This is a genomic window from Collimonas fungivorans, assembly GCF_001584145.1.
GTDB classification, from domain to species: domain Bacteria; phylum Pseudomonadota; class Gammaproteobacteria; order Burkholderiales; family Burkholderiaceae_D; genus Collimonas; species Collimonas fungivorans.
Genome location: NZ_CP013232.1, coordinates 2,191,600 through 2,216,785 on the forward strand (window position 1 = coordinate 2,191,600; position 25,186 = coordinate 2,216,785).

Consider the following 25,186-nt stretch of genomic DNA (forward strand, 5'->3'; position numbering starts at 1 on the left):
GCAATCCATGCCTCCTTAGACAAGGAAAAAATCATGTGGACTCATGAAGAGAGCATTGAAACAAGCGCAACGCCGGCGCGGATCTGGCAGCTGTTTGCAGACGTGCAGGGATGGAAAAAGTGGAACAAGGGAATTGACAATATCCAGATCCACGGCGCATTTGCGGATGGCACCACATTCACGATGCAACCGCCCGGCGAGGATGTATTTACCACCACCCTGATCGACGTCAGGGAGAACCAAAGTTTTACCGATGAAACGATCATCGACGGCACTCGCGTACTGGTGCATCACAAGATCGTGCCGCTGGCTTCCGGCGGCAGCAAGGTCATCTACAGCACCGAAATCACCGGCCCGGCCGCGGCGGATTTCGGGCCGATGGTGACGGCGGATTTCCCGGATGTGCTGGGCGCGCTGAAAAATATCGCGGAACTTAGCTGACGGCCAGGGCGAGCAACTTGGTAACCGTGTTGATGTTGCGCACGGTGGCGATGCCGGTCGACGACGGCAGTTTCAGCTTTGATTTTCCCATGCCTTCCGGATAGTGGATATAGATTTCCTTCTTTCCCGGCCGGACTTCTTCGGCGCCGGGGATGCGCAGCAGATCGAGCCAGCCCTTAGGCAGGCTGCCGTTGCAAAAAACCACCGCGACTTTCGACGGCTCCGCATCCGGGAAGGGATTGGCTTTTAATATGGCGCGCAGCTCTGCCGCGGTGCGCAGCAAGACATCGACCGGCTTGCCCATCTTGCTGCCGAGCGCTTGCGCCAGTTCCTGGCCGACGGCGTCTCTGCCCAGAGCGCTGTCGAAAATCACGTTGCCGCTCTGGATATAGGTGCGGACCTGGCCGAAGCCCAGCCCGCTGCACAGCGCCGCCAGTTCTTTCATCGGCAAGACGCCGGTCCCGCCGACATTCACTGCGCGCAATAGCGCGACATACACCGTCATGGCCATCCTCCTTTCAATAAAGGGTGGCTTTGACCCGCGCCGGCAATTCGCGGTCGTAGGCATCGGCATCGAAACTACTGCTGCCCAAGCGTTTCAGCATGGCGCCAGGGCTCGGAAAACTGCTCCGTTCGATCTGCACGGCAGGATCCCAGAGTTTTGAGCGCACCAGCGCCTTTGAACAATGAAAGTAGGTCGCTTCCACCTTGACGATGATGACGGTGCGCGGCAACTTGCCATCCACCGCAAATTGCTCGAGCAGGGCCGGCTCCGCGGAAATCTCGGCGCGACCATTGACGCGCAGGGTTTCGCCGATGCCGGGCACGATGAAAAGCAGGCCGATGCGCGGGTCCACGATGAGATTGCGCAGGGTGTCGATACGGTTGTTGCCGGGACGGTCGGGTACCGCCAGCGTGCGTTCATCGAGGATCTTGACGAAGCCTGGGGCATCTCCCTTGGGTGAGCAGTCCATGCCTTCCGGGCCGTGGGAAGCGAACACCACAAATGGCGAAGCTTTGACAAAGGACTGGTAATCCTGGTTCAGGTAGTCGATTTCCTTCCACAGCGACCGCTCATGCGGCTTGCCGTAGATTTCTTCCAGCTGCTCGACGGTGGTAAGCATCTCTGTCCCCGGACATTGGTTTGTCCCCGGATTTTACCGGAAACCGCCGTCTTTACCGTTTTTTACAGTCCACTAGAACCGCAGGGCCGAGGCGCTTGCCTGCGCGCTGAGCCAGGCGCAGGCGTCCCGCAGTTCGGCACGCCTGGCTTCCGGATACGCCAGGTAGAAGGCATAATTGCTAAGCACCGGACCGAAAGGCTGCTCCAGCACGCCGCTCTGCAATTCGGGCTCGATCAGGGCAGTGCTTAGCAAGGCCACGCCTTGGCCGCCGATCGCCGCCGAGATGGCGTGGCTCTCGTCCGAGAATACGATGCCGCCCTGGCTGTCCAGTTCGCTGAACTTGGCACGTTGGGCCCAGGCGCGCCAGGTCGACGCCTTGCGCAGCATGCTCTGCCATTCGCAGTGGATCAGGGTGTGCTTGAGCAGGTCCCTGGTTTTTTTTACCTTGAGCAAAGGGCTGCACACCGGCGCGATGCGATCGTCGAACAATTTTTCCGCCCCCAGTCCCGGCCACGATCCAAGCCCGTAGCGAATCGCGATATCCGCGGTATGGCCGTCCAGCGGCGCGATTTCCACCGAAGTATGGATGCGCAGGTCCTGCTTCGGATACGCCTTCCTGAACGCGCCCAGCCGCGGCAGCAGCCAGCGTGCGGCAAACGCCGGCGTGGTGGAAATGGTGAGCATGTGGGCCGTATCGCGCAGCTGGATACGGTTGATGGCGGCGGCAAACAGATCAAAGCCTTCGCGCAGCGCTACATACAATTCCGAGCCGGCCGCCGTCAGGCGCAATTGCCTGGGCAGGCGCTGGAATACGGCGACGCCAAGACCATCTTCGAGGCGCCGGATCTGGTGGCTCACCGCGGTCGGCGTGACCGAAAGTTCTGCTGCTGCGGATTTGACGCTCAGGTGCCGCGCCGCGGCCTCGAATGCCTTCAGGGCGGCCAGCGGAGGCAGGCGGCGCGTGGTCTGGTTATCCATATGGATGAGTTTTATTTTCCATAATCAAGAAAAAATTGTCGTTTGTCCAGAAACTACAGGGAGATTACAGTTTATCCGGAAACTGATGCATGAATCTAATTCACAAAGGATAACTGAAATGACTACCTTGCTACATCTCGATGCCAGCGCGCGCGGCGGACGTTCTGACCGGCAGGCGCATGGTTCCCATACGCGCAGGCTGACGCACCGCTTTGTCCAGCAGTGGCTGCAGCAGCGGCCGGGCGACCAGGTCAGCGTGCGCGACGTCGGCCTCAATCCGCCGTCGCCGGTGAGCGGCGAATGGATACACGCCGCCTTTACTGCGCCCGCTTTGCGCGCAAGCTGGATGCATCAGGTGCTGGCGGAAAGCGATATGCTGGTCGATGAAATCCTGGCGGCCGATATCCTGGTGCTGGGCGTGCCCATGTATAACTTCAACGTGCCGGCGCAATTCAAGTCCTGGATCGACAATATCGTCAGGGTTGGCCGCACCTTCGGTTTTGACCGGCAGCGCCAGGGCGAGCCTTACTGGCCCATGCTGCAGGATGCCGGCAAGCGCGCGGTAGTACTGTCGTCGAGGGGCGATTACGGTTACGGGGCAGGGCAGCGGATCGCCGCCATGAACCATGTCGAGCCCAGCATCCGCAGCGCCCTGTCTTACATCGGCATCAATGAGGTACACAGCATTGCGGTCGAATACGATGAGTTCGGCGATGAGCGCCTGGCCGCCTCGATCGCCGTGGCCGAAGCCGAGATCGCCGGTCTGGTGAGCCGGATGAACAGGGATGCCAGCTAGCCGCATCAATTGAGCAGCTTCAATTGAATTATTGCAGAGGAAATAATTGCTGCATAATAATTGCGTATCTCAGGACCTATACCTTGTTCCAGCAAAGGAAATTCATGCAATTGACGAAAGCGCGGATGAGCGCCGCCATCCTGTATTCCACCGTTCTGCTTGCGCCGCTGGCAACTACAGCCTTGGCCCAGGCGACGCCCGCCGCAGTCGCAGCCTCGGCCCCGGCCCCGGCCCCGGCCCCGGCCCCGGCCTGCCTCACCGGGGCCTACCAGTCGCCTGCCGGCGAAATCGTTACATTGACCCAGCGTCCGGGATTTCCGGCCACCCTGCTTGCCAGTAACCTGGACGGCCGCACCGGGACCTTCGAGGCCGGCGCCGAAAACACCATGAATGCGGCAGCCGATACCGACGGCCAGCCCAGGCTGGCGGGCCGCTTGCGGTATGCCGGATGCCAGGATCAGCCGCTGGTTTTCCAGTTCGATGGCGGCCCGGAGCAGCAGTGGTCGCGCCTGCCGTTGCGCATCACCAGGACGCAATTCATGTCCGGTACGCTCAAGCTGAACGGCGAGCTGATCGAACCGGCGGCGCCTGCCGGCAAGCCGCCGCTGTTTGTGCTGGTGCATGGTTCGGAATCGACCGCGGCGGTGGATGCCAGCAATCGCGCCTTCCTGATGGCGAGCCAGGGCGTCGCTGCATTCGTGTTCGACAAGCGCGGCACCGGGCAGTCGGAGGGCGTCTATACCCAGGATTTCGTGAAGCTTGCGGACGATGTCGCCGCGGCGGTGGTTGAAGCGCGCAGGCTCAGCGCCGGGCGTGTCGGCCGCGTTGGCGTGGCCGGGTTCAGCCAGGGCGGCTGGGTGGCGCCGCTTGCCGCGGCCAAGGCGCCGGTCGACTTCGTGGTAGTGGGGTACGGCGTAATAGGCACGCCGATAGAGCAGGACCAGTGGCAGGTCGATTATCAGCTGCGCAACCTTGGGTACGGCGAGGAGGTGGTCGGCAAGGCGCGCTCGCTGACGGCGCTGGCCGGCACGGTAGCGGCGTCGAATTTCTACGCCGGCTTGCCGCAGCTGCAGAAAGCCAAAGGCAAATACGCCGGCGAGCCATGGCTGGACAAGGTTGACGGCCAGTACACGGGCGAGTTGCTGCGCGGCGAGGTGGAGCGGGCGCGCAGCGAAAGTCCTGGCGTAATCTGGTATTACGATTCGGAGGCGGTTTTGCGGCGTCTTGCGATTCCACAATTATGGGTGTTTGCACAAGATGATTCGGTCGCCCCGAGTGCGCCGTCCATTGCGCGCCTGGACCGTTTCAGGGGCAACGACAAAACCATCGACATCGCCGTCTTTCCCGGCTCCGACCATGGCATCCGGACCTTTTTGGTGAAGCCTGACGGCAGCCGCAAATATGCGGGTTATGCGGCAGGGTACAACAGCCTGCTGGCAGATTGGATGAAGGGGCAAGCGCTGGCGCCGGACGCCCAGGATAAGATGCTGGGGCCGACGCGGGGTTTGCGCTAGCAGCCGATCATCCTAAGTGCTAACAGGCCCTAGGGTCAGGCCTTGAACTTGTTCTTCAGGGCGTCCAGTTTTGAGACAGATGCTGCTTGCCCGGGAGCGTCGTCAGTTTCTGTATCCTGCTCGTCGGCAAATTCGTCGGCCAGGTTCTTCCAGCCCTTGCTGGCCGCGAAGTCGTTGAATTCTTCCGGCGCTTCCAGCACGATCAGTTTGTCATCTTGCAATCCGAGGTCGCCGTGGCCGAAGTCAGGGCCGACATAGCCAGCCCGGCGCAACTGGGCCAGCACCTGGGCGATCAGCACCTTGTCTTCATACAAACGCTCTTTGCCGATCGCCGCGGCGAAATCGACATAAACGTCGATGATGCCGTAGCCTTCGTCGAAGATGCGGATTGCTTTTATGTTATGGCCACGGCCGGCAGCGTCGGTGACGCTGAATGGCCCGCTGAGTTGGATATCGGTTTCGCTGTTCATGCCAAGAGGATACACCAAATGCCGCTGAACCTAAGCCCTCGGCTGGCGTCAGAATAGTTACGCCGGGCGTGATTCACCGGTAGACTGAGGGGAAACAAATTCGTCGAGAGGCGCACCAGCGCCCGCAGAGAGAGGTTGGCAGAACCTGCCCGAAGGAGACAAAATGCGTGATATGTCATACAACAGGTCGGCGGAGCATTTTTCCTGCGATCCCGCGGTGATTGAAAAATCGCACCGGAGATCGAGCGCCTTCGGCCTGGACCAGAACGACAAGCCGGACATCATGCCGCTGGACCGCAGTTCCCTGTCGCTGTTGCTGGAACAGAACCGGGTCTTGCATGCGCATGCCTTGCCGGTCATGGAAACCCTGTACGAGCAGATCGTCAACACCCACAACATGGTGATCCTGACCGATGCTCACGGCGTGATCGTGCATGCGCTGGGCGACGACGATTTCCTGGTCAAGGCCAACCGCGTGGCCTTGAATCCGGGCGTGACCTGGTCCGAGCAAAGCAAGGGTACCAACGCCATAGGCACTGCCATCGCGGAAGGCGTGCCGACCACTGTGCATGCCGACGCCCATTATCTTTCGGCGAATCATTTCCTGACCTGTTCGGCGGCGCCGATTCTCGACTACCAGGGCAATATCCTCGGCGTGCTCGATGTCAGCGGCGATCGCGGCAGCTACCACAAGCACACCATGGCGCTGGTGCGCATGTCGGCGCAGATGATTGAAAACCAGTTGTTTACCGCGGCGTTCGAGAACGCCGTCACCCTGCATTTCCATAGCCGGCCCGAATTCATCGGTACGCTGGTGGAGGGCATCGCCTGCTTCACGCCCGGCGGCCGGTTCCTGTCGGCCAACCGCAGCGCCTTGTTCCAGCTGGGTTTGTCGCAGGCGGCCTTGCATTCGCATACCTTCAGCTCGCTGTTCGGCTTGCCGCTGTCTACCCTGTTCGACCACTACCGGGCCGCCGCTCCAGGTCTGCTCAATCTGTGTCTGCACAGCGGCGTAAAGGTTTACGCCCGCGCCGAGCTGAGGCTGTCGAACAGCGTGTTCCAGCACTACAGCGAACTGCCTTCCTTGCCTGCGGCTGCGGCGAAGATGGCGGCGCGCCGCCTGTCCAGCCTGCGTTACCTGAATACCGGCGATCCGCACATGGCGACCCTGATCGGCAAGCTCGACAAAGTGATAGGGCGCGATATTCCTATCCTGATTGCCGGCGAAACCGGCACCGGCAAGGAGCTTCTGGCACAGGCGATCCATAACGATTCGCCGCGCAAGAGCAGTGCTTTCGTCGCCGTCAATTGCGCCTCGATTCCGGAAACGCTGATCGAGTCTGAACTGTTCGGTTACGAAGAAGGGGCGTTTACCGGCGCCCGCAAAAAAGGCGGGCAGGGCAAGCTGCTGCAAGCCGACGGCGGCACGCTGTTCCTCGACGAAATCGGCGACATGCCGCTCAGCCTGCAAGCACGCTTGCTGCGGGTCTTGCAGGAGAGAGTGGTGACGCCGCTAGGCAGCACCAGGGCGATCCCGGTCAACCTGGCCGTGATTTGCGCCACCAACCGCAACTTGCGCGAATTGATTGCGGCCAACCTGTTTCGGGAAGATCTCTACTATCGCTTGAACGGCCTGGTGGTCAAGCTGCCGGCTTTGCGCGAGCGCAGCGATCTCGATGTGATTGTCGACAGGTTGCTGGCGGAAGCCGGCAGTGAAGGACGCTGCTGCAGCGTCGCGCCTGACATCATGGAACTGTTCCGCAGGCACAGCTGGCCGGGAAATTTCCGTCAGTTGAGCAACCTGTTGCGGACGGCGGTAGTCATGGCCGGGGATGACGGGATCATCAGGCTGGAGCACCTTCCCGACGACTTCCTGGAAGATGTGCAGGCTGTACCGCCGCTTGCGGTTGCGGCGGTTTCAACTGCCGGCGCCGGCAGCCTCGAAGGCCTGGCGCAGGCTGCGGTCAGGAAAGCCTATGAGGACTGCGGCGGCAATATATCCGCTACCGCCAAGGCATTGCGGGTTTCGCGCAATACCGTGTACCGCAAGCTGAACCAGCGTTAAAAGGTGACGGTGGCGACCACGGTGTCGGTATATGTCGTGGCGATGCCGGTCTGTCCCGACGGCACGCGGGCGTAAATCGTCAGCGGCGTTGCTGTTCCCGTGGAGTTGACTGTTGCCGGCGCGGTGGCGACGGTGTTGCCCCAGGTCGTGGTGCGGCCGGAATCCGAGAACAGCGAATAACTAAGGTAGGTCGGCGTACCGCCGCCGCTGGATACGCGCCGCAGCGGCACCGAATCGGTGGAGCCGGTATTGGCGTTGGCGCCTTGTCCCAGCGTGATGACGGGTGCAGCGCCGGGGGTGCAGGTGGTGGTGACGCTGGCGGTCACGTCCTGGTTGGCGGTGGCATTGGTCACGATCGGATCGTAGGTGGTGGTGAAGCCGATGGTGGCAATGCTGCAGTTGTTGGCGATGGTAACCGTGTTGGTCATGGTCGCCGTGGCTGTCGCTGCAAAAGCGCCGGCGGCGCTGCATGCTGATGCGACAAGTAAGATAAAACCTTGAGTAGACTTTTTCATGACGAATCTCCCGATTGCCACTGCCTGTTTGTCCGGTCCGGACCACGCTTGATCCACGTCTTGCTATACGCATCTATATCATATAAATTTCCTTATGGAAATATTTATTTATTTATAGGCTTGCCGACAACCTGCATGGCTTGCCATGCAAGTTGTCATAGGTGCATTACAAGGTTGGCAGGACCAAGGTCGATTGCTGGCCGGGACTGAATTCAAAGCGCACGCCAAATCGTTCGCCCAGGTTCACCGGCGAGGCATACAGGCTGTCGGCGGTATCCAGCACCACGCCGATGTGATGGCCGGTCGGTACGTCATAGGCGGTAGCCGAGAATTCGATCGGGAAATCGACGGTCTGCCCTGGCGTCGCCCAGTGCAGGGTGGTTGCGCCATGGGTAATCAGGACGCCGGTGCCGATCGCATCAACGTCATACAGGTAGGCTACCACCTGGGCTCGCGCCTGCGAAGGCGTGGCGCGCAGATTCAGTTTCGGAATGCCGCGGATTTTCTGCGTGGCGCCGAGCGCCGGGGCTTCGTAGCGGACGCCGGCGGCAAGGTTGACTGTCAGCAGCGAATTGACCACCGGCAGGTTGATGGTTTCGCCCAGGGTGGAGAGGATAGGAATCAGGCCGCTGCTGGCGGTGGTGTCGAACAGGTTCTGGATCAGGTCGGAGTCGGTGGTCTTGTTCGGCGAACTGGAGATCAGGCCTTTGTCGCCTTTGCCGCAGAAGCAGCTGAGGTCGAAGTGGATTGCGCCGCGCGGACCCAGATAGTAGGTCTTGTTGGTGAGCTCGGGCGCCGGCCAGGTGGCAAACGATTCGCGGCGGTCGCTGAACTTGATCTGCATCGAAACCTTGGGCTCGGTATCAACGCCGTTTTTCTCACCCTTCAGCCAGCGGTTGAACCAGCGGTGGGCCTGGTCGTAAGGATAATTGGGCGCACCCAGCAAGGCGCCTGTCAATTCGGCAGAAGCATGGATGCCGGCATTGAGCACGATTTTTTTAGGCCCGGTCAGCGCGGCGAACATCGCCAGCGAAGAATTCGGCGTGAACATGTCGTCCTGGAAGTTCTTGCTGATGAATACAGGCGCGTTGCGCTTGTTGATGGCGGCTATATAGGTGGACGGCGAGCGCGGCTTGGCCCAGGCGGTGATTTCGGCGATCCTGGCGGCGCTGGTGTTAGGGTCGAGCAGGGCCAGTATGTTCTGGTTCACCTCAGGCGCTGGGCGGCCAGTGACGCTGCCGGCAAGGCCGAGCACGGTGGCCCAGGTCAGGTTGGGCGAGCCGGAAGTATACAGCTGGTCCGCCAGCGTGGCCCAGCCGGACAGGGCGACCGCGGTCTTGAAGCGCGGGTCTTGCCCGAGTGCGATCAGCGACAGGCCGGCGCCATAGGAAATGCCGCTGGCGGCGACGTTGTTGATGTCGATAGGCGCATTGGCTTGCAGCCAGTCGAGCACCGACGAGACATCGCGTGCATCTTCCGGCGCGGCGACGTCTACCTGGCCTTCGGACAGGTAGAAACCGCGCGCGGTGTAGCTGACCACGACATAACCGTCTTGCGCCAGCTTCTGCTGCTGGCCGATATATTCGACGCGGCCCGGCGCCGCCCAGCTGGCGATCATGACGATGGCGGGGAATTTCTGGTCGCTGCTGCCGTTACGTTTTGGCAGGAACAGGTTGGCCGCCAGTTTGGTGCCGTCGAAACTGGTGATGGTCATGGCGGGGATCCAGCAGGTCCCGTCTATGGGGGAAACAATTCCCGGCGATTGCATGGGGCTGGCGTAGCTGGCTGCTTCTGCCGGGCTGGCGCTGCGGCACAGTTCGGCGTTGGCGCCGCTGGACGCCAGGCTCAAACCTAGCGCCAGGGCGATGCCGGGCAGGGTAAATAAAGACGAGATGCGCATGCGACGTTCTCCTGTATTTATGATTGATTATTCAGTGTTGCGGGGGATTCAAAACTGCGTGCTGCGGGAAAGCCGATGACGGTGAGCGATCGTTATCCGGCAGGTCATCTGCATGCGGTGTTTGCGGCAGATGGGAGTGCGCGGAAATTAAGTGAACGATCGTTCGTTTTTCATCTTTTTATTAACCCACGCATCGCGTTGCAGCATCAATAAAAAGATTAGAAGATGGCGACTAATGATCAATGTGCACTGCCGCTTGTCAAACCGAATCGGAGGGCGACGATGTTAAAACAGATCGAAGCAGGCGTTCTTAATGTTACCTACGCGGAGAGCGGCGACGCCGACGGCCGCGCGGTCCTGCTGTTGCACGGCTTCCCCTACGACATCCACGCATACGACGACGTCAGTGCATTGCTGGCGGCGGCGGGGTGCCGCGTCATCACGCCGTATCTGCGTGGTTACGGTCCGACCCGTTTTCTCTCGGCTGCTACGCCGCGCTCAGGCCAGCAGGCAGCGCTGGCGCATGACCTGTTGGCCTTGATGGATGCGCTGGCGATTCCCAGTGCGGTGCTGGCAGGCTACGACTGGGGCGGCCGCGCCGCCTGCATCGTCGCCGCGCTGTGGCCGCAGCGCGTGCGCGGCCTGGTGTCCGGCGGCGGCTACAATATCCAGGATATTGCCGCATCGGTAAAACCGCAGGCGCCGGAAAACGAATGGCGCTACTGGTATCAATATTATTTCCACGGCGAGCGCGGCCGGGCCGGGCTGGCGCAGGACCGCTACGCCTTTTGCAAGCTGCTGTGGCGCCTGTGGTCGCCCAACTGGCGGTTCGATGAAGAGACTTACCGGCGCAGCGCCGCCGCCTTCGACAACCCGGATTTTGTCGAGGTCGTGATCCATTCCTATCGCCATCGGTTTGGACTGGCGCCAGGCGATCCTTCATATCAAAATACGGAATCGCTGCTGGCCGCGCAGCCGCCGATCAGCGTGCCTGCCGTAGCGCTGGACGGCGCCGGCGACGGCGTCAGCCCGAACGGCGGCTCGGAAGGGCATGGGCGATTTTTCAGCGGACCATACCAGCGCCGGGTGATCCCGCTTGCAGGACACAACCTGCCGCAGGAGGCCGCGCAGGATTTTGCCGATGCGATCCTTGGGCTACTATGAGGATTCAATAACAAAGGAAAGGGTAGCATCATGCTGCGTCTGGTACTGCTGCTGTTAGGCGTCGATTACTTGCGCGACCGCTGGCGCGGATTGCGCATCATCGGCTGGCTATGGGCTGTCGCGGGAGTAGTGATATTTGTCGACGCCCTGGATAATGCATTGTATTTCCCGATCAGTTTTTTCGCCTACTTCCTGCTTGCCGAAGGCATCGCCACGCTGGCGGTGGCATGGACGGGGGTTGCCGGGCAGCGCGTCCTGCGTCACATCAAAGGCGCGGCGTTCATCATTTCCGCACTGCTTATCCTGGCCGGGCACCACCACGGCAATTTCATCTTGTCGATGATTTTCGGCACGCTGTTCCTGGCTGATGGCCTGCTGCAGGCCATTTCGGCAACCGTGGTGCGTTATCCGCGCTGGCGGCTGGCGCTCGCAGGCGGCGTCGTCGAGTGCGCCATCGCGATTTTTTTCTACCAGCCGTATCCGACCCACTACGTCGGCACCGTGCCTTACTGCATCGGCCTGGGCCTGGCGTTCGGCGGCTGGCAGATGCTGCTGCTGGCGTACCGCGTGCGACGCCTGTCGGCCGAGGCAACGGTCGAGTCCCTGCTGCAAAGAGCCGAGGCCGGCTCCGCCCAGCAATATGCAGGAACAGCGGCCAAGAATAATGTGCAGGAATGGGATGGTCCGCCGGCTGCAGGCGAAAAGGCCCTGACCGTCCATGTCTGGACCCCGGTCGGTTCCTCGCGGACGCCGGCGCAGCGGCTGCCGATCATCGACCGCTATATTGCCGCGGTTGATTCCAACGGCGTGATTTCAACCGGCCACGCGGCGCTTGAGACGCCTGAAGGCGTTTATATCAGCCTCTATCCGGGAGTTGAAATCGACCGCTCGCCGGATCAATTCGGCCGCCTGCTGCGGGCTACGCCGGACAACGATGTAGCAGGCGTGTTCCAGCCGGACTATCCGACCGAATCGCGCGCCTGGTGCGAATCGACCGTCAAGGTCAGGATCAGGAATTACAGCGCGGAACGGTTAAGCGCTTTTTGGGAAAGCTACAGGCAGGACAATACCTATAACCTGACTTACCGCAACTGCTCGAGTTCGGTCGCGCGTGCGCTGGAAGCAGCGCTTGAGGGCGCGGCCGGCAGGATCCGCGGCCGCAGCTGGAGCGCGTTTGTGCGGCTGTTCCTGACGCCGGAACTGTGGGTCGCGGCGCAAATCCGCAAGCGCGCGAAAACCATGGCATGGACGCCGGGACTGGCCTTGGATTACGCGCGCGCCATGAGCATGCTGGCGGACCCGCGGCCGTTCGGCTGGCTGAAGATGGCGCGCCTGGCGCTGCGCACCATGTCGCGTTCGCGCCGGACCTGGCGCCAGGAACATGCAATGGCCAGGCAGCCGGCACCTGACGGCGAAGAAAAAATCACCTCCTGAAACCGTTTTACAGCTGGCTCGCTTCTATCTTGCCGAGCAGCCATTGCAGGCCAGCCAGGTGCTGCTGGTCGTGGCTGCACAGATAATGCACCAGGCTGCGCAGGGTCAGCGCACCATAGCCTTCGAATTCGGCGCTGCGTGTGAACTGTTCCGGCGCCAGGCTCGCCAGCAGCGCCACGGTCTTGGCGCGGGCGAGGCGGAAGCTGGCGAAAACTTCGGCTGCGTCCGCCGCGCCATAAGCACGCTCGCGGGCAAGCACGTCGCTGTCGATGGAAGCCAGCAGCGGCCTGGTCTCGTCGAGGGTACGCTGGAAGCGCAGATGGTAACCGTCGATCTCGATGTCGCGCACATGGCAGATCTGCTCGATGGCGGTGAACGGTTCGCTCGGCACGCCATCCCAGGACGCCGGCGTCCAATGCCGGAATTCGGCGGGAATGGCGGCGTAGTGCGCTTCCAGCTGCTGCGGGAAAGTGGTGAGGGTGTCGATGGTAATGGAATGCATGGCTGGCGCGCCCGGAGGCGTGGATTTGCGGACAGGCAATTATATGGCAGCGCGAAAAACACGTTGCGGCACCGCCGTTTTTCCATGCCGTTGCCGGCCCGTACCTGGTTACGGCGCTTTTTTCCTGTCGCCGAGAAAAGACGACAGCAGGTCCATCGGCAGCGGGAATACTACCGTGGTGTTCTTGTCGGCGCCGATCACCGTCAGCGTTTCCAGGTAGCGCAGCAGGATGGCCTGCGGCTCTTGCGCCAGCACGTGGGCGGCCTGGTAAAGTTTTTCCGAAGCTTGCAGCTCGCCCTCGGCATGGATCACCTTGGCGCGCCGTTCGCGTTCCGCTTCGGCCTGGCGGGCGATGGCGCGTATCATCGATTCGGTCAGGTCGACCTGCTTGATTTCGACGTTGGACACCTTGATGCCCCAGGAGTCGGTCTGCGCATCGAGCGCTTGCTGGATCGCGAGGTTCAGCTTTTCACGTTCGGCCAGCATGTCGTCCAGCTGGTGCTTGCCCAGTACCGAACGCAGCATGGTTTGCGACAGCTGGCTGGTGGCGTTGAAAAAATTGGCGACTTCGACGATGGCTTTCTTGGGATCGACCACGCGGAAATACACCACGGCGTTGACCCGCACCGAAACGTTATCGCGTGAGATGACATCTTGCGTCGGCACCTCCAGCACGACGGTGCGCAGGTCGACCCTGACCAGCTGCTGGATCGCCGGCACCAGCAGCACCAGCCCCGGGCCCCTGACGCCGGAAAACCGTCCGAGGGTGAACACTACGCAGCGTTCATATTCCCGAAAAATGTAAATTGCCGCGTTGAGCAGTATCAGCAGGATGAAGATGATTGCGGCTAGTCCGAACCAGGCGAAATTCCAGGGCATTTTGTGCCTCCTTCCTTGTCGAGGATGGTCTTGCGTCTGTTGTCCGGCAACCGGCAAGCAGCGACGAGCAGGCCATACAAACAGTATAGGTCACCATGCGCTACTTAACATCCCCCTGGCCCTGAACCACAGGCGCCAGACATGAATCGAGATTTTTTTCGAAGTTTCTCAATTCGCAACAAACCTGCTTCAAGCCGGACGCCGCCTGAACCAGCCTGCAAGCGAGAGCCGGTCGCGCGTCGCCGGCAAGACTTCGTGCAGCATGTCGGCCGAGAGGAACAGCACCAGGCGGCTGCCCATCGGCGCAATGTCTTCGGTACACTTCCCAAGCGGATGCAGGCGCAGGGCGCCGCCTTGTTCCGGCAGCCAGTCCTGGTTGAGGTAAATGACTACGGACACGGTGCGGCAGTCGTCGTCGCGGAAACGGTCGAGATGGGTCTGGTAGCCGGCGCCCGGGGCGTAAAACGCGAAATGGCTTTCGTACTCGTCCAGCCCAAGGTAGAGCTCGCGGTTCAGCGCCATGCGCAAGTTTTCCATGATCTGCAGGTAGCGGTCGCACGCCAGCGACTGTCCGGCTTGCAGCCAGAGGATGCGGTCGCCGCGGATGTCCGCGCGCAGCACCTGCGCCGCGCCTCTGCCTACGCTGGCCTGGTTCAGTACGCCGCTGTCTGCCAGCACACGGCATTCCGCGGCCAGTTCCTGCGTCAGTTCCAGTGGTAAAAAAATGTTGTGCTGCGACCAGCCGTGTTCGGTCAGGCCGTCGGCCATGTGCGACGGCAATGCCGCGCTGAAGTGCTCGGGGAAAGCAGGGGACTGCATCGCTACCACTCTTTGCTGGAACGTGCTTTAACTGCAGATCGTCAATATTCCAGGAGCGCTGTTTTAACGATGCCGCCAAACGAAGCCGCGCAAGCGGATTGTGGGGCTAACCGGTCCATCATAACACCGCAGCGGGCGCTGCGGAGGCCGGTCTTCAGGTCTCGCTCCATTGCCGCATCAGGTTGTGATAACAGCCGACCAGGGTGCGGCGCGCCTGTTCGTCGGCATTGGTCTGGTTCAGTTTCTGGATGGCGTTGTCCATGTCGAACAGCATGCTGCGCTGGCCGTCGTCGCGCACCAGGCTTTGCACCCAGAAAAAGCAGGCGGTGCGTACGCCGCGCGTGATCGGCGTGACCTGATGCAGGCTGGTAGCCGGGTACAGCGCCATGTCGCCGGCCTGCAGCTTGACGGCGTGGGTGCCGTAGGTGTCGTTGATCTGCAGTTCTCCGCCGTCGTAGGACGTGGGATCGGACAGGAACAGCGTGGCGGAGATATCGGTACGCAGCTTACGGCCGCTGTGTGGATCGATGCGCACGCTGCCATCGACATGGGCGCCGAAGGTCATGCCTTCGCCGTAGCGGTTGAACATCGGCGGGTAGACGGTATTCGGCAGCGCCGCACTGATAAAGCGCGGATGGCGCTCCAGCGCCTGCAGGATGATCTGCTGGCATTGTTGCGCCACTTCCGAACGTTCGTCGATCTGCTGGTTGAACTTGACTGCCGCTCCTTGGTAGCCGGCCGTGACGCGGCCATCGACCCAGGCCGCTCCGGCCTGGTCCAGCAACTGGCGCACGGCGTCCAGCTGCCGGGCGTCGAGCACTTCGGGAATGGCAATCAACATGGGCTCTTCCGTTTTTTACATGCGATAGTTGACCGACAGCATGGCGGTGCGGCCATTGCCTGGCACCGAACGGCCGCCGTCGGACTGGATCAAGGCATCGTAATACATCTTGTTGGCCAGGTTGAACAGATTCAGGCGGATATCGTATTTCGGTTGCGTATACGCCACCGTTGCATCCCAGCGCGTATACCCGCCTGCCTGCACGGTATTGGTCGGATTGGCGTAGCGCGCCGACATGTAGCTGGCGCCGCCGCCGACTTCCCAGTGCGGTGCGACCTTGTAGGTGGACCAGCTGGTCAGCGTGTTCTTCGGCGTGTTGACCGGGATCTTGCCCAGCGTGCCGTCGAGGCCGGAAGACTGGATCACCTTGGCGTCCAGGTAGGTATAACCGAGCGCGACCTGCCAGTCCTTGGTGATGTGCCCAACGGCGCCGGCGCGCGCGCCGTTGACCCTGACCGTGCCGTCCAGCACATAGACGCCGGTGGTGATCTGGCTGCGTGCGTTTTCCTTCTTGATCTGGAAAATGGCGGCGTTAAGGGACAGCTTGTCATTGAGCAGATCCCACTTGCCGCCCAGTTCGTAGGAGCGGTTCTTTTCAGGATCGAGGTTTTGCTGGCCGGTGGTGCCGGTAAGCTGTTCCAGCGACGGATTGAACGAAGTGCCGTAGGACAGGTAGTAGGACTGCGCCGCGCTTGGCTGCCAGATGCTGCCAAGGCGCACGCTGGTGAAATTGATGGTTTGCTGCGCTGAAGGCAACGCAGTGTTCTTGGCCGCCGCAGGTGCATTGGTCGAGTTCAGCGAGTTGGTGATGCTGGCGATGTATCTGTCGAAGCGCAGGCCGCCGACCAGCTTGAATTCCGGCGTCAGCGTCATGGTGTCGTTGACGTAGGTGGCGATGGTGTTGGCAGAACCGCCGGCGCGGTTGCCGGCCTGGCTGGCGACGTTGCTGCCGGCCGCGCTGTAGCTTGGATTGACCAGCGGCACGCAGTCGGCATAACCGGCTACCGTCGAGGTCGGGTTCAGCGCCACGCCGTTGCATCTGCCGTTGCGATAGTAGCCCTGGTTGTCATAACCGTCGTGGCCGAGTTCCAGGCCCAGCAGCAGCTCGTGCTTGATGCTGCCCGTGGCGAGTTTGGCCGACAGTTCAGTCTGGTTGAAGATCGAGTAGTCGCGGATGTCGCGGTCATGGCTCTGGCCGCGTACGAACAGGCTGCTCAGCGGCAGGTTGCTTGATGCATTTGTCAGCGGCGTGAAGACGCCGTTGGCAACCGTACCTATGCCTTGCGGCGCGGTTTCGACTGCGCTGGTGCGCACATAGTTGAACTGCGTCTGGTTGCGCAGTACTACGTCCGGCGTGATCTTGTGCTTGATCGTGGCGTTCAGAGCCGCCACGTCCTGGTTGGTATGGTCGCTGTTGAGGCCGTAGGCGGTATCGCGGCCGACTGGCGCCGGATGGCCGTTGAGCGGCGGCAGGCCGTAGTCGGGCATGTCATGGTTGTGCTGGATCAGGGCCGACAAGGTGATTTCGGTCGGGGTGCCGATGCCGAACACGTAGGAACCGGCCAGGCCGAAATCCTGCACATCGGTCTGGTCGCGCGTGGTGGCCTTGCCGCTTTGCGCCATGGCCGACAGGCGCAATGCCGAGGTATCCGACAACGGACGGTTGTAGTCTGCCGTGGTGCGCACCAGGCCGTTGGTGGTGGCCGATGCCGAGACTTCGGTCGAGGCGTGCAGATTGGCTTTCTTGGTCACCTGGTTGATCACGCCGCCGGTGGAGCCGCGGCCGAACAGCATCGACGACGGTCCCATCAGCACTTCGACTTCATCGATGGCGAAAGTGTCGCGGTAGTACTGGCCGCGGTCGCGGAAGCCGTCCAGGTAGATGTCGGTGCGCGCCGAAAAGCCGTTCAGGTTGATGTTGTTGCCGATCTGGCCGCCTTCCGCGCCGCCCAGGGTGATGCCGGCGACATTGCGCAGGGCATCGGCGAGCGAGTTCGCGCCTTGCGATTGCATCAGCGCCTTGTTCACCACAACCACCGATTGCGGCACGTCATGCAAGTCAGCCGGCAATTTGGAGAGGGAAGTGGCGTTGGCGTTGAAATCGCCGCGGCTGCCTTCCACCACGACTTCCTGCAGCACGGCGGGGCTGGCTTCTGTTTTAGGGCTTGGGGTTTGCTGAGCGTGCGAGGACAGGGGAGCGGCGAACACTGCGACCAGCGCAGCGGCAATCGGGTTAAGGCGGTTCATTGTTTTAGTTATCAAAGGTTTAGCTTCAAGAAAGAAGCAGAAATTTTGGCTGGCTAATACGGCTATCCCCGTTTCACTGGCTGGCAGGTATTGCTAATGAGAGTGATTGTGTAATCGATTCTTATTTAGTGTTATTTCGCGAGGCAATTATAAATGAGTCTCAACGTAAATTAATAGCCGGGAATTGTAAAAAGCACCTGATTGCAACAGTTTTCAGGGTTCTTAATTGTTCTTTCAAGAGGTATATCAAGACACTAATTATTGATATCGGGTCAAATATCATTTGATTATATATGTATTTTTCGCAACAAAAAATGAGCGCACAGTATGTCTTTCGCTAATCGGCGCAGTGACAGGGCGCAATATGGACCGATCTCGTCGTCTCTTTCAAAGGAATTTCATGAATACCAGCATCCCTAACATCGGCCTCGGCACCTTCCGTCTGCAGGAGCAGGTGGTGATCGATTCGGTCCGCACCGGCATCGAAGTCGGTTATCGCCATATCGATACCGCGCAGATCTACGGCAACGAAGCCGAAGTCGGCCAGGCAATCGCCGACAGCGGCGTCGCCCGCGACGAACTGTTCGTCACCACCAAGATCTGGATCGAGAACCTGGCGCCCGGCAAGCTGATCCCGAGCCTGAAGGAAAGTTTGCGCAAGCTGCGCCTGGAACAGCTGGACCTGACGCTGATCCACTGGCCGTCGCCGAAGGATGCGATCCCGGTGGCGGACTATATGGCGGCCTTGGCCGAAGCCAAGGCGGCAGGCCTGACCAGGCTGACCGGCGTTTCCAATTTCACCAACGCCCAGCTGGCGCAAGCCATCGCTGCGGTCGGCGCCGCCGAGATCGCGACCCAGCAGGTCGAGATCCATCCGTTCCTGCAGAACCGCAAGGTAGTAGAGTTTGCCCGCAGCCAGGGCATCCATATCACCGCTTACATGCCGCTGGCCTACGGCAAGGTCATGCAGGAACCGGTGATTGTCCGCATCGCTGAGCAGCATCGGGTCAACCCGGCGCAGATCGCCTTGGCCTGGGCGCTGCAGCAAGGCTTTGCGGTGATTCCGTCTTCGACCAAACGCGCCAACCTGGAAAACAACCTGAAGCTGCAGGGCATCGTGCTGTCGGCAGAAGACATGGCGCAGATCGCAACCCTGGAGCGCAATGAGCGCCTGGCTAATCCGGAAGGCTTGGCCCCGGCCTGGGATTAAATCATGTCATCCGCGCTTTCTACATTGGGCGCCGGCGGTTTCAGCGTCGGCCTCGAACTGCCGCTGGACAACGACTGGTCGATGGCGGCGCGCCAGGCTGGCAGCCCACGGCTGCCGGGCGAACCGGACCTGCAGCGCCATGCCGAACTGGCGAAACTCGCGGACCGCCTGGGTTTCCGCGCGCTGTGGCTGCGCGATGTGCCGCTTTATGATCCGGCCTTCGGCGATGCAGCGCAGGTGTTCGAAGTATTTACCTATCTCGGCTACCTGGCTGGCATCACCCGCAATATCCTGCTCGGCACGGCCGCGGTGGCCTTGCCTTTGCGCGAACCGCTGCTGACCATGAAAGCAGCCGCCAGTGTCGACCAGCTCAGCAACGGCCGTCTCTTGCTTGGCATCGCCAGCGGCGACCGGCCGGTTGAATACCCGCTGTTCGGCCGCGATTTCGCCGGCCGCGGCCAGGCGTTCCGCGAACAGGTGGGACTGATCCGCAACTGGGCTGCGGACTACCTGCCGCCCGGCATCAAAGTGCTGCCGCGGCCGCCGCGCCCTTTGCCGTTGCTGGTGGCCGGCCTGGCGCAGCAGACGCCGGCCTGGCTCGGCCAGCAGATGGACGGTTGCCTGGCCTATCCCGGCACGCCGGAAGATCACGCGCATCGCGCCGCCGCCTGGCGTGCAGTGGCCGGCAACGACAAGCCGTATATCAGTTTCATCCACCTCGACCTGGCCGATGACGCCCACGCGCCGATGCGCCGGCACCGCTTTGGCGGCAGGGTCGGGCGCAAGGGCTTGGTGGCGGAACTGGCGGCGATGCAGGAGGCGGGCGTGGGCCATATCGGCCTGCACTTTCGGCAAAACCGGCGGCCGCTGGCGGAGACGATGGCGGAAATCGCTGAATTTGTGTTACCCGAATTTCATCTGGCAGGCAACGTCGCAGACGTCGCTGAAGCAGCAGTTGTCTAATCCATTTAACAAAATCAAGGAAATCTCATGCGTATCAATTTACCCGGAAAAGTAGGATTCGGCACCGCCCCCTTGGGCAACATGTTCCGCGATATCCCGGCGCAGGAAGCGCTCGATACGGTGGAGGCGGCGTGGCAGAACGGCATCCGCTATTTCGACGCCGCGCCGTTTTACGGGGCCGGCCTGGCCGAGCTGCGGCTGGGCCAGGCGCTGGCGCCTCATCCGCGCGACGAATATGTGCTGAGCACCAAGGTCGGCCGCCTGATCCTGGACGAAATCGAAGACACCAGCACGCGCGACCTGGGCGAGAAGGGCGGCCTGTTCGTGCACGGCTTGCCCAACAAGGTGATTTACGATTACACCGCAGACGGCACCTTGCGCTCCATCGAAGACAGCCTGAAGCGCCTGCGCACCGATCGCATCGATTATGTCTGGATCCACGACATCGCCCAGGATTTCCATGGCGAGAACTGGCTTGAAGTATTCGATGTCGCCATGAACGGCGCGGCCAAGGCGCTGACGCGTTTGCGCGAAGAAGGCGTGATCAAGGGCTGGGGCCTGGGCGTGAACAAGGTTGAGCCGTGCTTGCTGACCCTGCAGCAGGCCGATCCCGACGGTTTCCTGCTGGCCGGCCGCTACACCTTGCTCGATCACCGGCATGCGCTGGAACAGCTGATGCCCGCCTGCGAACAACGCGGCGCCGGGATTGTCGTCGGTGGACCTTACAACTCCGGCATCCTGGCCGGCGGCGAACACTTCGAATATCAAAAGGCGACGCCCGAAATGATCAAGCGGGTCCAGCATATCCAGGCAATCGCCGCCCAATACCAGGTCGATATCAAGGCTGCGGCCCTGCAATTCTCGCTGGCCCATCCTGCAGTGGCGGCGGTGATTCCGGGCGCCAGCCGTCCCGAGCGCATCGCGGAAAACCTGGCGCTGGCGGAAACGCAAATTCCGGCTGGATTCTGGCTGGCGTTGCGTGAGCAAGGATTGGTTGCGGCCAATGCGCCGCTGCGAAACGCCTGATCAGCCTTAGGCGGAGTTGGCCGGCCCTAGCGCTCTTCCAGCAGGAAATTGCGTTCGGGCCGTTGCAGTTCGCCGTGTTGGCTTGCGGTTTCGTCCTTCAACTGCACGCCGGACAACTGCCGCTGGCGCGCCTGCGTCAGCAGGTAGTGCAGCTTGTAAGCCGCTTCCGCATAAGACAAGCCGGCCGGCCTGACGTTGGAGATGCAATTGCGGCTTTCATCGGTCAGGCCGACGCGCGGCGCCCACGTCAGGTACAAGCCCATGCTATCCGGTGAACTCAGGCCGGGGCGTTCGCCGATCAGCACCACTACAGCTTTGGCGCCCAGCAGTTCACCCACTTCATCGCCGATGGCGACTCGTCCCTGGCGCACGATGGCCAGCGGCGCCAGCGTCCAGTTGTCCGGCGCCAGCCTTTGCTTGAGGGCGTCCAGGAAAGGCAGGGCGTTCTGTTCAATGGCGAGCGCCGACAAGCCGTCAGCGATAACGATGGCCAGGTCGTAACGGCGCGAGGCGCTGCGCGGCTGTTCTGTCAGCGCACTGCGCGAAGCAGCGTCGAGGCGGCGCCCGAGGTCGGGGCGCTGCAGATAAATATCGCGCGTTTCTGCCGCGCTGGACAGGGTGATGCAGATATCGCCGTTATTGTTCAAAGCCTGTCTCAATGCCTGCGTGTCGAGGGCCAGGTGCACTGCATCGCGCGCTCTCGCATGGGCCAGCTGGAATTCCAGCTGCGCCGAGGTGGGCAGGCTGACGCCGCTGCGCCCGAGGGCGATGCGGGCGGCGGTGAACTGCCGCAGCGCCTGCCAGGGATTGTCGACTACGGTGGGATTCGAATCGCTCATGTATGAACCTCAGGACAGCTCAGGATAAATACTGCAACGCCTGCCGGAATGCCGGCGGCAGTTGGTCGCCCAGCTTGACGTAGCTGTCTTCGGTAAAGATTTTCATGGCCTTCAGCCATGCCTCGAATTCCGGCGCCGGCTTCAAGCCGAGCACACGCCGCGCGTAGAGCGCGTCATGGAAAGAGGTGGTCTGGTAGTTGAGCATGATGTCGTCCGACCCCGGGATGCCCATGACAAAGGTGCAGCCCGCGGCGCCGAGCAGGGTCAGCAGGATGTCCATGTCGTTCTGGTCGGCTTCGGCGTGGTTGGTGTAGCAGACGTCGCAGCCCATGGGCAGGCCGAGCAGCTTGGCGCAGAAATGGTCTTCCAGGCCGGCGCGGATGATTTGTTTGCCGTCGTACAGGTATTCGGGGCCGATGAAGCCGACTACGGAATTGACCAGCAGCGGCTTGAACTTGCGCGCCACGGCATAGGCGCGCGCTTCGCAGGTCTGCTGGTCGATGCCGTGATGGGCATTGGCCGACAGCGCGCTGCCCTGGCCGGTTTCGAAATACATGACGTTGTTGCCGACGGTGCCGCGCTGCAGCGACAGCGCCGCATCGTGCGCTTCGGCCAGCAGCTTGAGGCTGATGCCGAAACTGAGGTTGGCGGCTTCGGTGCCGGCAATCGACTGGAATACCAGGTCCACCGGGGCGCCGCGGTTGATTGCTTCTATGGTGTTGGTGACGTGGGTCAGCACGCAAGACTGGGTGGGAATCTGGTAGCGGTCTATGATGTCGTTGAGCATGCTGACGATCTTGATCACCTGCGGCACGTTGTCGGTGGCCGGGTTGATGCCGATGACGGCGTCGCCGCTGCCGTACAGCAGGCCGTCGAGGATGCTGGCGGCGATGCCGGTGGCGTCGTCGGTCGGATGGTTCGGCTGCAGGCGTGTCGACAGGCTGTGCGGCAGGCCGATGGTGTTGCGGAAGCGCGTCACCACCCGGCATTTTTTTCCGACCAGGATCAGGTCCTGGACCCGCATGATCTTGGATACCGCGGCCGCCATCTCAGGGGTGATGCCGGGGGCGACTGCCGCCAGCACGATTTCATCAACCTGGTCGCTCAGCAGCCAGTTGCGGAAGTCGCCCACTGTCAAATGCCTGATGGCGGCAAAAGCGGCAGCGTCGTGGTCGTCGACGATCAGGCGGCTGATTTCATCCTGTTCGTAGGGCACCGGCAGGTCGTCCAGGAAGGTCGCCAGCGGCAGCTCGGCCAGCCGCATCTGGGCCGCCACCCTTTCCTCCGCGCTGCCGGCGGCCAGCCCTGCCAGGTAGTCGCCGGAGCGGGGCGGCGTAGCCTTGGCCATCAAGTCTTTCAGGTCGCGGAACAGATAGGTTTTCGCTCCGACGATATGGCTGAACTGATGCGTTCTGTTATTCACTGACAGCGTCCTCCAGACAGATGGCCAATGTGCTCCCTATACAACATCATAGGCGCTTTGCTCGGTGCCGCGGCTGTTTTTCGTCATCAGGAACACCGCGTAGCCGCAAGCCAGGAAGGCAGCGAAGATGCCGAAGATCAGTGCATTGTAATAAATCATGGTGGCCATGCAGACGCAGGCGCCGACCAATGCAAACGCCGGGAACCATGGATAGAAGGGCGCGCGGAACGGCCGTGCCATGTCGGGCGCGCTGCGGCGCAGGCGGAACAGGCTCAGCATGCTGATGATGTACATGGTGATGGCGCCGAACACCGACATGGTGACGATGTTGGCGGTCAGGGTCTGGCCGCCGAGCGTGATCAGCTGGTCGCTGTAGATGGCGGCGATGCCGATCACGCCGCCGGCCAGGATCGCCCGGTGCGGGGTCTGGAAGCGCGGATGGATCTTGGCGAAATAGCCAGGCAGGTAGCCGTCGCGCGCCAGCGCAAAAATCTGCCGCGAATAACCGAGGATGATGCCGTGGAACGATGCGATCAGGCCGAACAGGCCGAGCCAGACCAGCATGTGCAGCCAGCTGCTGTGTTCGCCGACGATCAGTTTCATCGCTTGCGGCAGCGGATCGTTGATGTTGGCCAGCTTGGTCCAGTCGCCGGCGCCGCCGGCAAACACCATGACGCCGATGGCCAGCAGCACCAGGGTGATGATGCCGGTGATATAGGCGATCGGGATAGAGCGTTTCGGATCCTTGGCTTCTTCGGCGGCCATCGCCACACCTTCGATCGCCAGGAAAAACCAGATGGCGAACGGGATGGCGGCAAACATGCCGGGAATGGAAGCCAGGCTGAAATTGTCCTGGCCGGACCAGCCGCCCTTGGTGAAATGCGCAATCGAAAATCCCGGCGAGACTACGCCCATGAACACTAGCAGTTCGAAGATCGCCAGCAAGGTCACGCACAGTTCAAACATGGCGGCGATCTGCACGCCGACGATATTCAGCGCCATGAACACCACATAGGCGCCGACCGCGGCGGTCTTCGGATCGAGCGATGGAAACTGGACGTTGAGATAGGCGCCGATCGCCAGCGCAATTGCCGGCGGCGCAAACACGAACTCGATCAGGGTGGCGGCGCCGGCAAAATAGCCGCCCAGCGGCCCGAAGGCTTTTTTGCTGTAGGCGAACGGGCCGCCGGCATGCGGGATGGAGGTGGTCAGTTCGGTGAAGCTGAAGATGAACGCAGTGTACATGGCGGCGATGAACAGCGCCGTCACGGTGAAGCCGAGCGTGCCGGCCGAAGCCCAGCCATAGCTCCAGCCGAAATATTCACCCGAAATCACCAGGCCGACGGCGATCCCCCATAGCTGTATCGTGCCCAGGGTCTGTTTCAAGGCGGGGGCTGCGCTGGCGCCTGAGCCGGTTTTTGCATTCATGAGGCTTCTCCACGGGATAGGTGCACGAAAATCGAAAGAAAAGGTTCCAGATCACACGCTACTGCGCTTCTGCTGCGCCACTTTGGGCAGCGTGCAGGCGAAAGCGGTGCATATCTGTTGTCGGCTCGGCAAGCTGCGATTGCAGCCTGGTCTTGCAGGCACGCAAGAGCAATACAAAAGCAAAATACGTGCCTTTGTGGTGCACAATTATTCGGCGGCTTGTTCGCCCAGCAGTAGCGGGGCTGCGGCCAGCAGCGCATATTCGTCGTCGCTGAACAGTCGCGAACGGCTCAGGAAGCGCCGCCCGCTGCCGTTGTCGACAGAAAACATGCCGCCGTTGCCTGCCACCACATCGATGATCAGCTGGGTATGTTTCCAGTATTCGAACTGGTCGGCGCCGATATAAAACGGCGTACCGTCCAGGTCGCCGAGATAGACGTCGGCATCGCCGACCTGGAAATCGCCGATGGCGTAGCACATGGGCGAACTGCCGTCGCAGCAGCCGCCGGATTGAAAGAACATGAGAGGGCCATGTTTTTGCCTGAGCTGCTGCAGGAATTCCAGTGCGGCGCCGGTGGCGCTGACGCGGGCGGGGATGGCGGGCATGA

At 61.5% G+C, this 25,186-nt stretch carries 24 protein-coding genes; 9 read left to right on the plus strand and 15 right to left on the minus strand.

Annotation, left to right across the window (positions count from 1 at the left end):
• Positions 1-33 precede the first annotated feature (33 nt).
• Positions 34-441, plus strand: coding sequence for an SRPBCC family protein (locus CFter6_RS09445; RefSeq protein WP_061539712.1), 408 nt, complete (start codon positions 34-36; stop codon positions 439-441).
• Here CFter6_RS09445 and CFter6_RS09450 read toward each other — a convergent pair.
• The 3 genes from CFter6_RS09450 to CFter6_RS09460 form a co-directional block, all read right to left on the minus strand.
• Positions 434-946: a DUF1697 domain-containing protein gene (locus tag CFter6_RS09450; protein WP_061542285.1), complete on the minus strand. Its 513-nt coding sequence runs from the start codon at positions 944-946 to the stop codon at positions 434-436. The genes CFter6_RS09445 and CFter6_RS09450 overlap by 8 nt on opposite strands.
• Before the next feature lie 13 nt (positions 947-959).
• The gene (locus CFter6_RS09455; RefSeq protein WP_061539713.1) at positions 960-1,565 is read right to left on the minus strand and encodes a pyridoxamine 5'-phosphate oxidase family protein; all 606 of its coding nucleotides are present in this window, start codon (positions 1,563-1,565) and stop codon (positions 960-962) included.
• Between the two features lie 72 nt (positions 1,566-1,637).
• Positions 1,638-2,543 (minus strand): LysR substrate-binding domain-containing protein, encoded by a 906-nt coding sequence (locus CFter6_RS09460; protein WP_061539714.1) that lies wholly within the window; start codon positions 2,541-2,543, stop codon positions 1,638-1,640.
• A gap of 118 nt (positions 2,544-2,661) precedes the next feature.
• Between CFter6_RS09460 and CFter6_RS09465 the strand changes: the two genes are divergently transcribed.
• Positions 2,662-3,339, plus strand: a complete 678-nt coding sequence (locus CFter6_RS09465) for an FMN-dependent NADH-azoreductase (protein WP_061539715.1) — start codon at positions 2,662-2,664, stop codon at positions 3,337-3,339.
• 104 nt (positions 3,340-3,443) lie between these two features.
• Entirely contained in the window at positions 3,444-4,853 is a 1,410-nt protein-coding gene (locus CFter6_RS09470; RefSeq protein ID WP_061539716.1) for an alpha/beta hydrolase family protein, read from the plus strand.
• Positions 4,854-4,888: 35 nt separating this feature from the next.
• Here the strand turns inward: CFter6_RS09470 and CFter6_RS09475 are convergent, their stop codons facing one another.
• A complete protein-coding gene (locus tag CFter6_RS09475) occupies positions 4,889-5,323 on the minus strand; it encodes a hypothetical protein (protein ID WP_061539717.1) in 435 nt (144 codons plus the stop codon).
• Between the two features lie 163 nt (positions 5,324-5,486).
• On the opposite strand from CFter6_RS09475, the gene CFter6_RS09480 reads away from it, so the two are divergent.
• Entirely contained in the window at positions 5,487-7,388 is a 1,902-nt protein-coding gene (locus CFter6_RS09480; RefSeq protein ID WP_061539718.1) for a sigma-54-dependent Fis family transcriptional regulator, read from the plus strand.
• Here CFter6_RS09480 and CFter6_RS09485 read toward each other — a convergent pair.
• The gene (locus CFter6_RS09485; RefSeq protein ID WP_082814679.1) at positions 7,385-7,903 is read right to left on the minus strand and encodes a spore coat protein U domain-containing protein; all 519 of its coding nucleotides are present in this window, start codon (positions 7,901-7,903) and stop codon (positions 7,385-7,387) included. The two genes, CFter6_RS09480 and CFter6_RS09485, sit on opposite strands and share 4 nt — an antisense overlap.
• 166 nt (positions 7,904-8,069) lie before the next feature.
• Positions 8,070-9,803, minus strand: a complete 1,734-nt coding sequence (locus CFter6_RS09490) for a CocE/NonD family hydrolase (RefSeq protein ID WP_061539720.1) — start codon at positions 9,801-9,803, stop codon at positions 8,070-8,072.
• A gap of 282 nt (positions 9,804-10,085) precedes the next feature.
• Between CFter6_RS09490 and CFter6_RS09495 the strand changes: the two genes are divergently transcribed.
• Together CFter6_RS09495 and CFter6_RS09500 are read left to right on the plus strand one after the other, a co-directional pair.
• Complete coding sequence (locus CFter6_RS09495; RefSeq protein ID WP_061539721.1) at positions 10,086-10,967, plus strand: alpha/beta fold hydrolase; 882 nt, start codon at positions 10,086-10,088, stop codon at positions 10,965-10,967.
• A gap of 30 nt (positions 10,968-10,997) precedes the next feature.
• Complete coding sequence (locus CFter6_RS09500) at positions 10,998-12,401, plus strand: HdeD family acid-resistance protein (protein ID WP_061539722.1); 1,404 nt, start codon at positions 10,998-11,000, stop codon at positions 12,399-12,401.
• 7 nt (positions 12,402-12,408) lie between these two features.
• Here CFter6_RS09500 and CFter6_RS09505 read toward each other — a convergent pair whose 3' ends face one another.
• From CFter6_RS09505 to CFter6_RS09525, 5 genes are all read right to left on the minus strand, one after another.
• Positions 12,409-12,903 carry a DinB family protein gene (locus CFter6_RS09505; protein ID WP_061539723.1) on the minus strand — a complete coding sequence of 165 codons (495 nt, stop codon included), beginning with the start codon at positions 12,901-12,903 and terminating at the stop codon, positions 12,409-12,411.
• A 108-nt stretch (positions 12,904-13,011) separates the two neighbouring features.
• Positions 13,012-13,782, minus strand: a complete 771-nt coding sequence (locus CFter6_RS09510; protein ID WP_061539724.1) for a slipin family protein — start codon at positions 13,780-13,782, stop codon at positions 13,012-13,014.
• A gap of 189 nt (positions 13,783-13,971) precedes the next feature.
• Positions 13,972-14,601 (minus strand): 2OG-Fe(II) oxygenase, encoded by a 630-nt coding sequence (locus CFter6_RS09515; RefSeq protein ID WP_061539725.1) that lies wholly within the window; start codon positions 14,599-14,601, stop codon positions 13,972-13,974.
• A 154-nt stretch (positions 14,602-14,755) separates the two neighbouring features.
• Complete coding sequence (locus CFter6_RS09520; protein WP_061539726.1) at positions 14,756-15,442, minus strand: Fe2+-dependent dioxygenase; 687 nt, start codon at positions 15,440-15,442, stop codon at positions 14,756-14,758.
• A 15-nt stretch (positions 15,443-15,457) separates the two neighbouring features.
• Complete coding sequence (locus CFter6_RS09525; protein WP_205631458.1) at positions 15,458-17,689, minus strand: TonB-dependent receptor; 2,232 nt, start codon at positions 17,687-17,689, stop codon at positions 15,458-15,460.
• A 400-nt stretch (positions 17,690-18,089) separates the two neighbouring features.
• Here CFter6_RS09525 and dkgB point away from each other — a divergent pair, with 400 nt between their 5' ends.
• Genes dkgB through CFter6_RS09540 form a run of 3 tightly spaced genes read left to right on the plus strand, consistent with a single transcriptional unit; the run spans position 18,090 to position 20,888 of the window.
• A complete protein-coding gene (gene dkgB / locus CFter6_RS09530) occupies positions 18,090-18,899 on the plus strand; it encodes a 2,5-didehydrogluconate reductase DkgB (RefSeq protein WP_061539728.1) in 810 nt (269 codons plus the stop codon).
• A 3-nt stretch (positions 18,900-18,902) separates the two neighbouring features.
• On the plus strand, positions 18,903-19,862 hold the full coding sequence (locus CFter6_RS09535) for a TIGR03571 family LLM class oxidoreductase (protein ID WP_061539729.1): 960 nt from the start codon (positions 18,903-18,905) through the stop codon (positions 19,860-19,862).
• 27 nt (positions 19,863-19,889) lie between these two features.
• On the plus strand, positions 19,890-20,888 hold the full coding sequence (locus tag CFter6_RS09540; RefSeq protein ID WP_061539730.1) for an aldo/keto reductase: 999 nt from the start codon (positions 19,890-19,892) through the stop codon (positions 20,886-20,888).
• A gap of 26 nt (positions 20,889-20,914) precedes the next feature.
• Here CFter6_RS09540 and eutC read toward each other — a convergent pair whose 3' ends face one another.
• From eutC to CFter6_RS09560, 4 genes are all read right to left on the minus strand, one after another.
• Entirely contained in the window at positions 20,915-21,727 is an 813-nt protein-coding gene (eutC, locus tag CFter6_RS09545) for an ethanolamine ammonia-lyase subunit EutC (RefSeq protein ID WP_061539731.1), read from the minus strand.
• Positions 21,728-21,746: 19 nt separating this feature from the next.
• On the minus strand, positions 21,747-23,150 hold the full coding sequence (locus tag CFter6_RS09550) for an ethanolamine ammonia-lyase subunit EutB (protein WP_061539732.1): 1,404 nt from the start codon (positions 23,148-23,150) through the stop codon (positions 21,747-21,749).
• 36 nt (positions 23,151-23,186) lie between these two features.
• The gene (eat, locus tag CFter6_RS09555; protein WP_061539733.1) at positions 23,187-24,578 is read right to left on the minus strand and encodes an ethanolamine permease; all 1,392 of its coding nucleotides are present in this window, start codon (positions 24,576-24,578) and stop codon (positions 23,187-23,189) included.
• A 207-nt stretch (positions 24,579-24,785) separates the two neighbouring features.
• Positions 24,786-25,184: a DUF779 domain-containing protein gene (locus CFter6_RS09560; protein ID WP_061539734.1), complete on the minus strand. Its 399-nt coding sequence runs from the start codon at positions 25,182-25,184 to the stop codon at positions 24,786-24,788.
• Positions 25,185-25,186 lie beyond the last annotated feature (2 nt).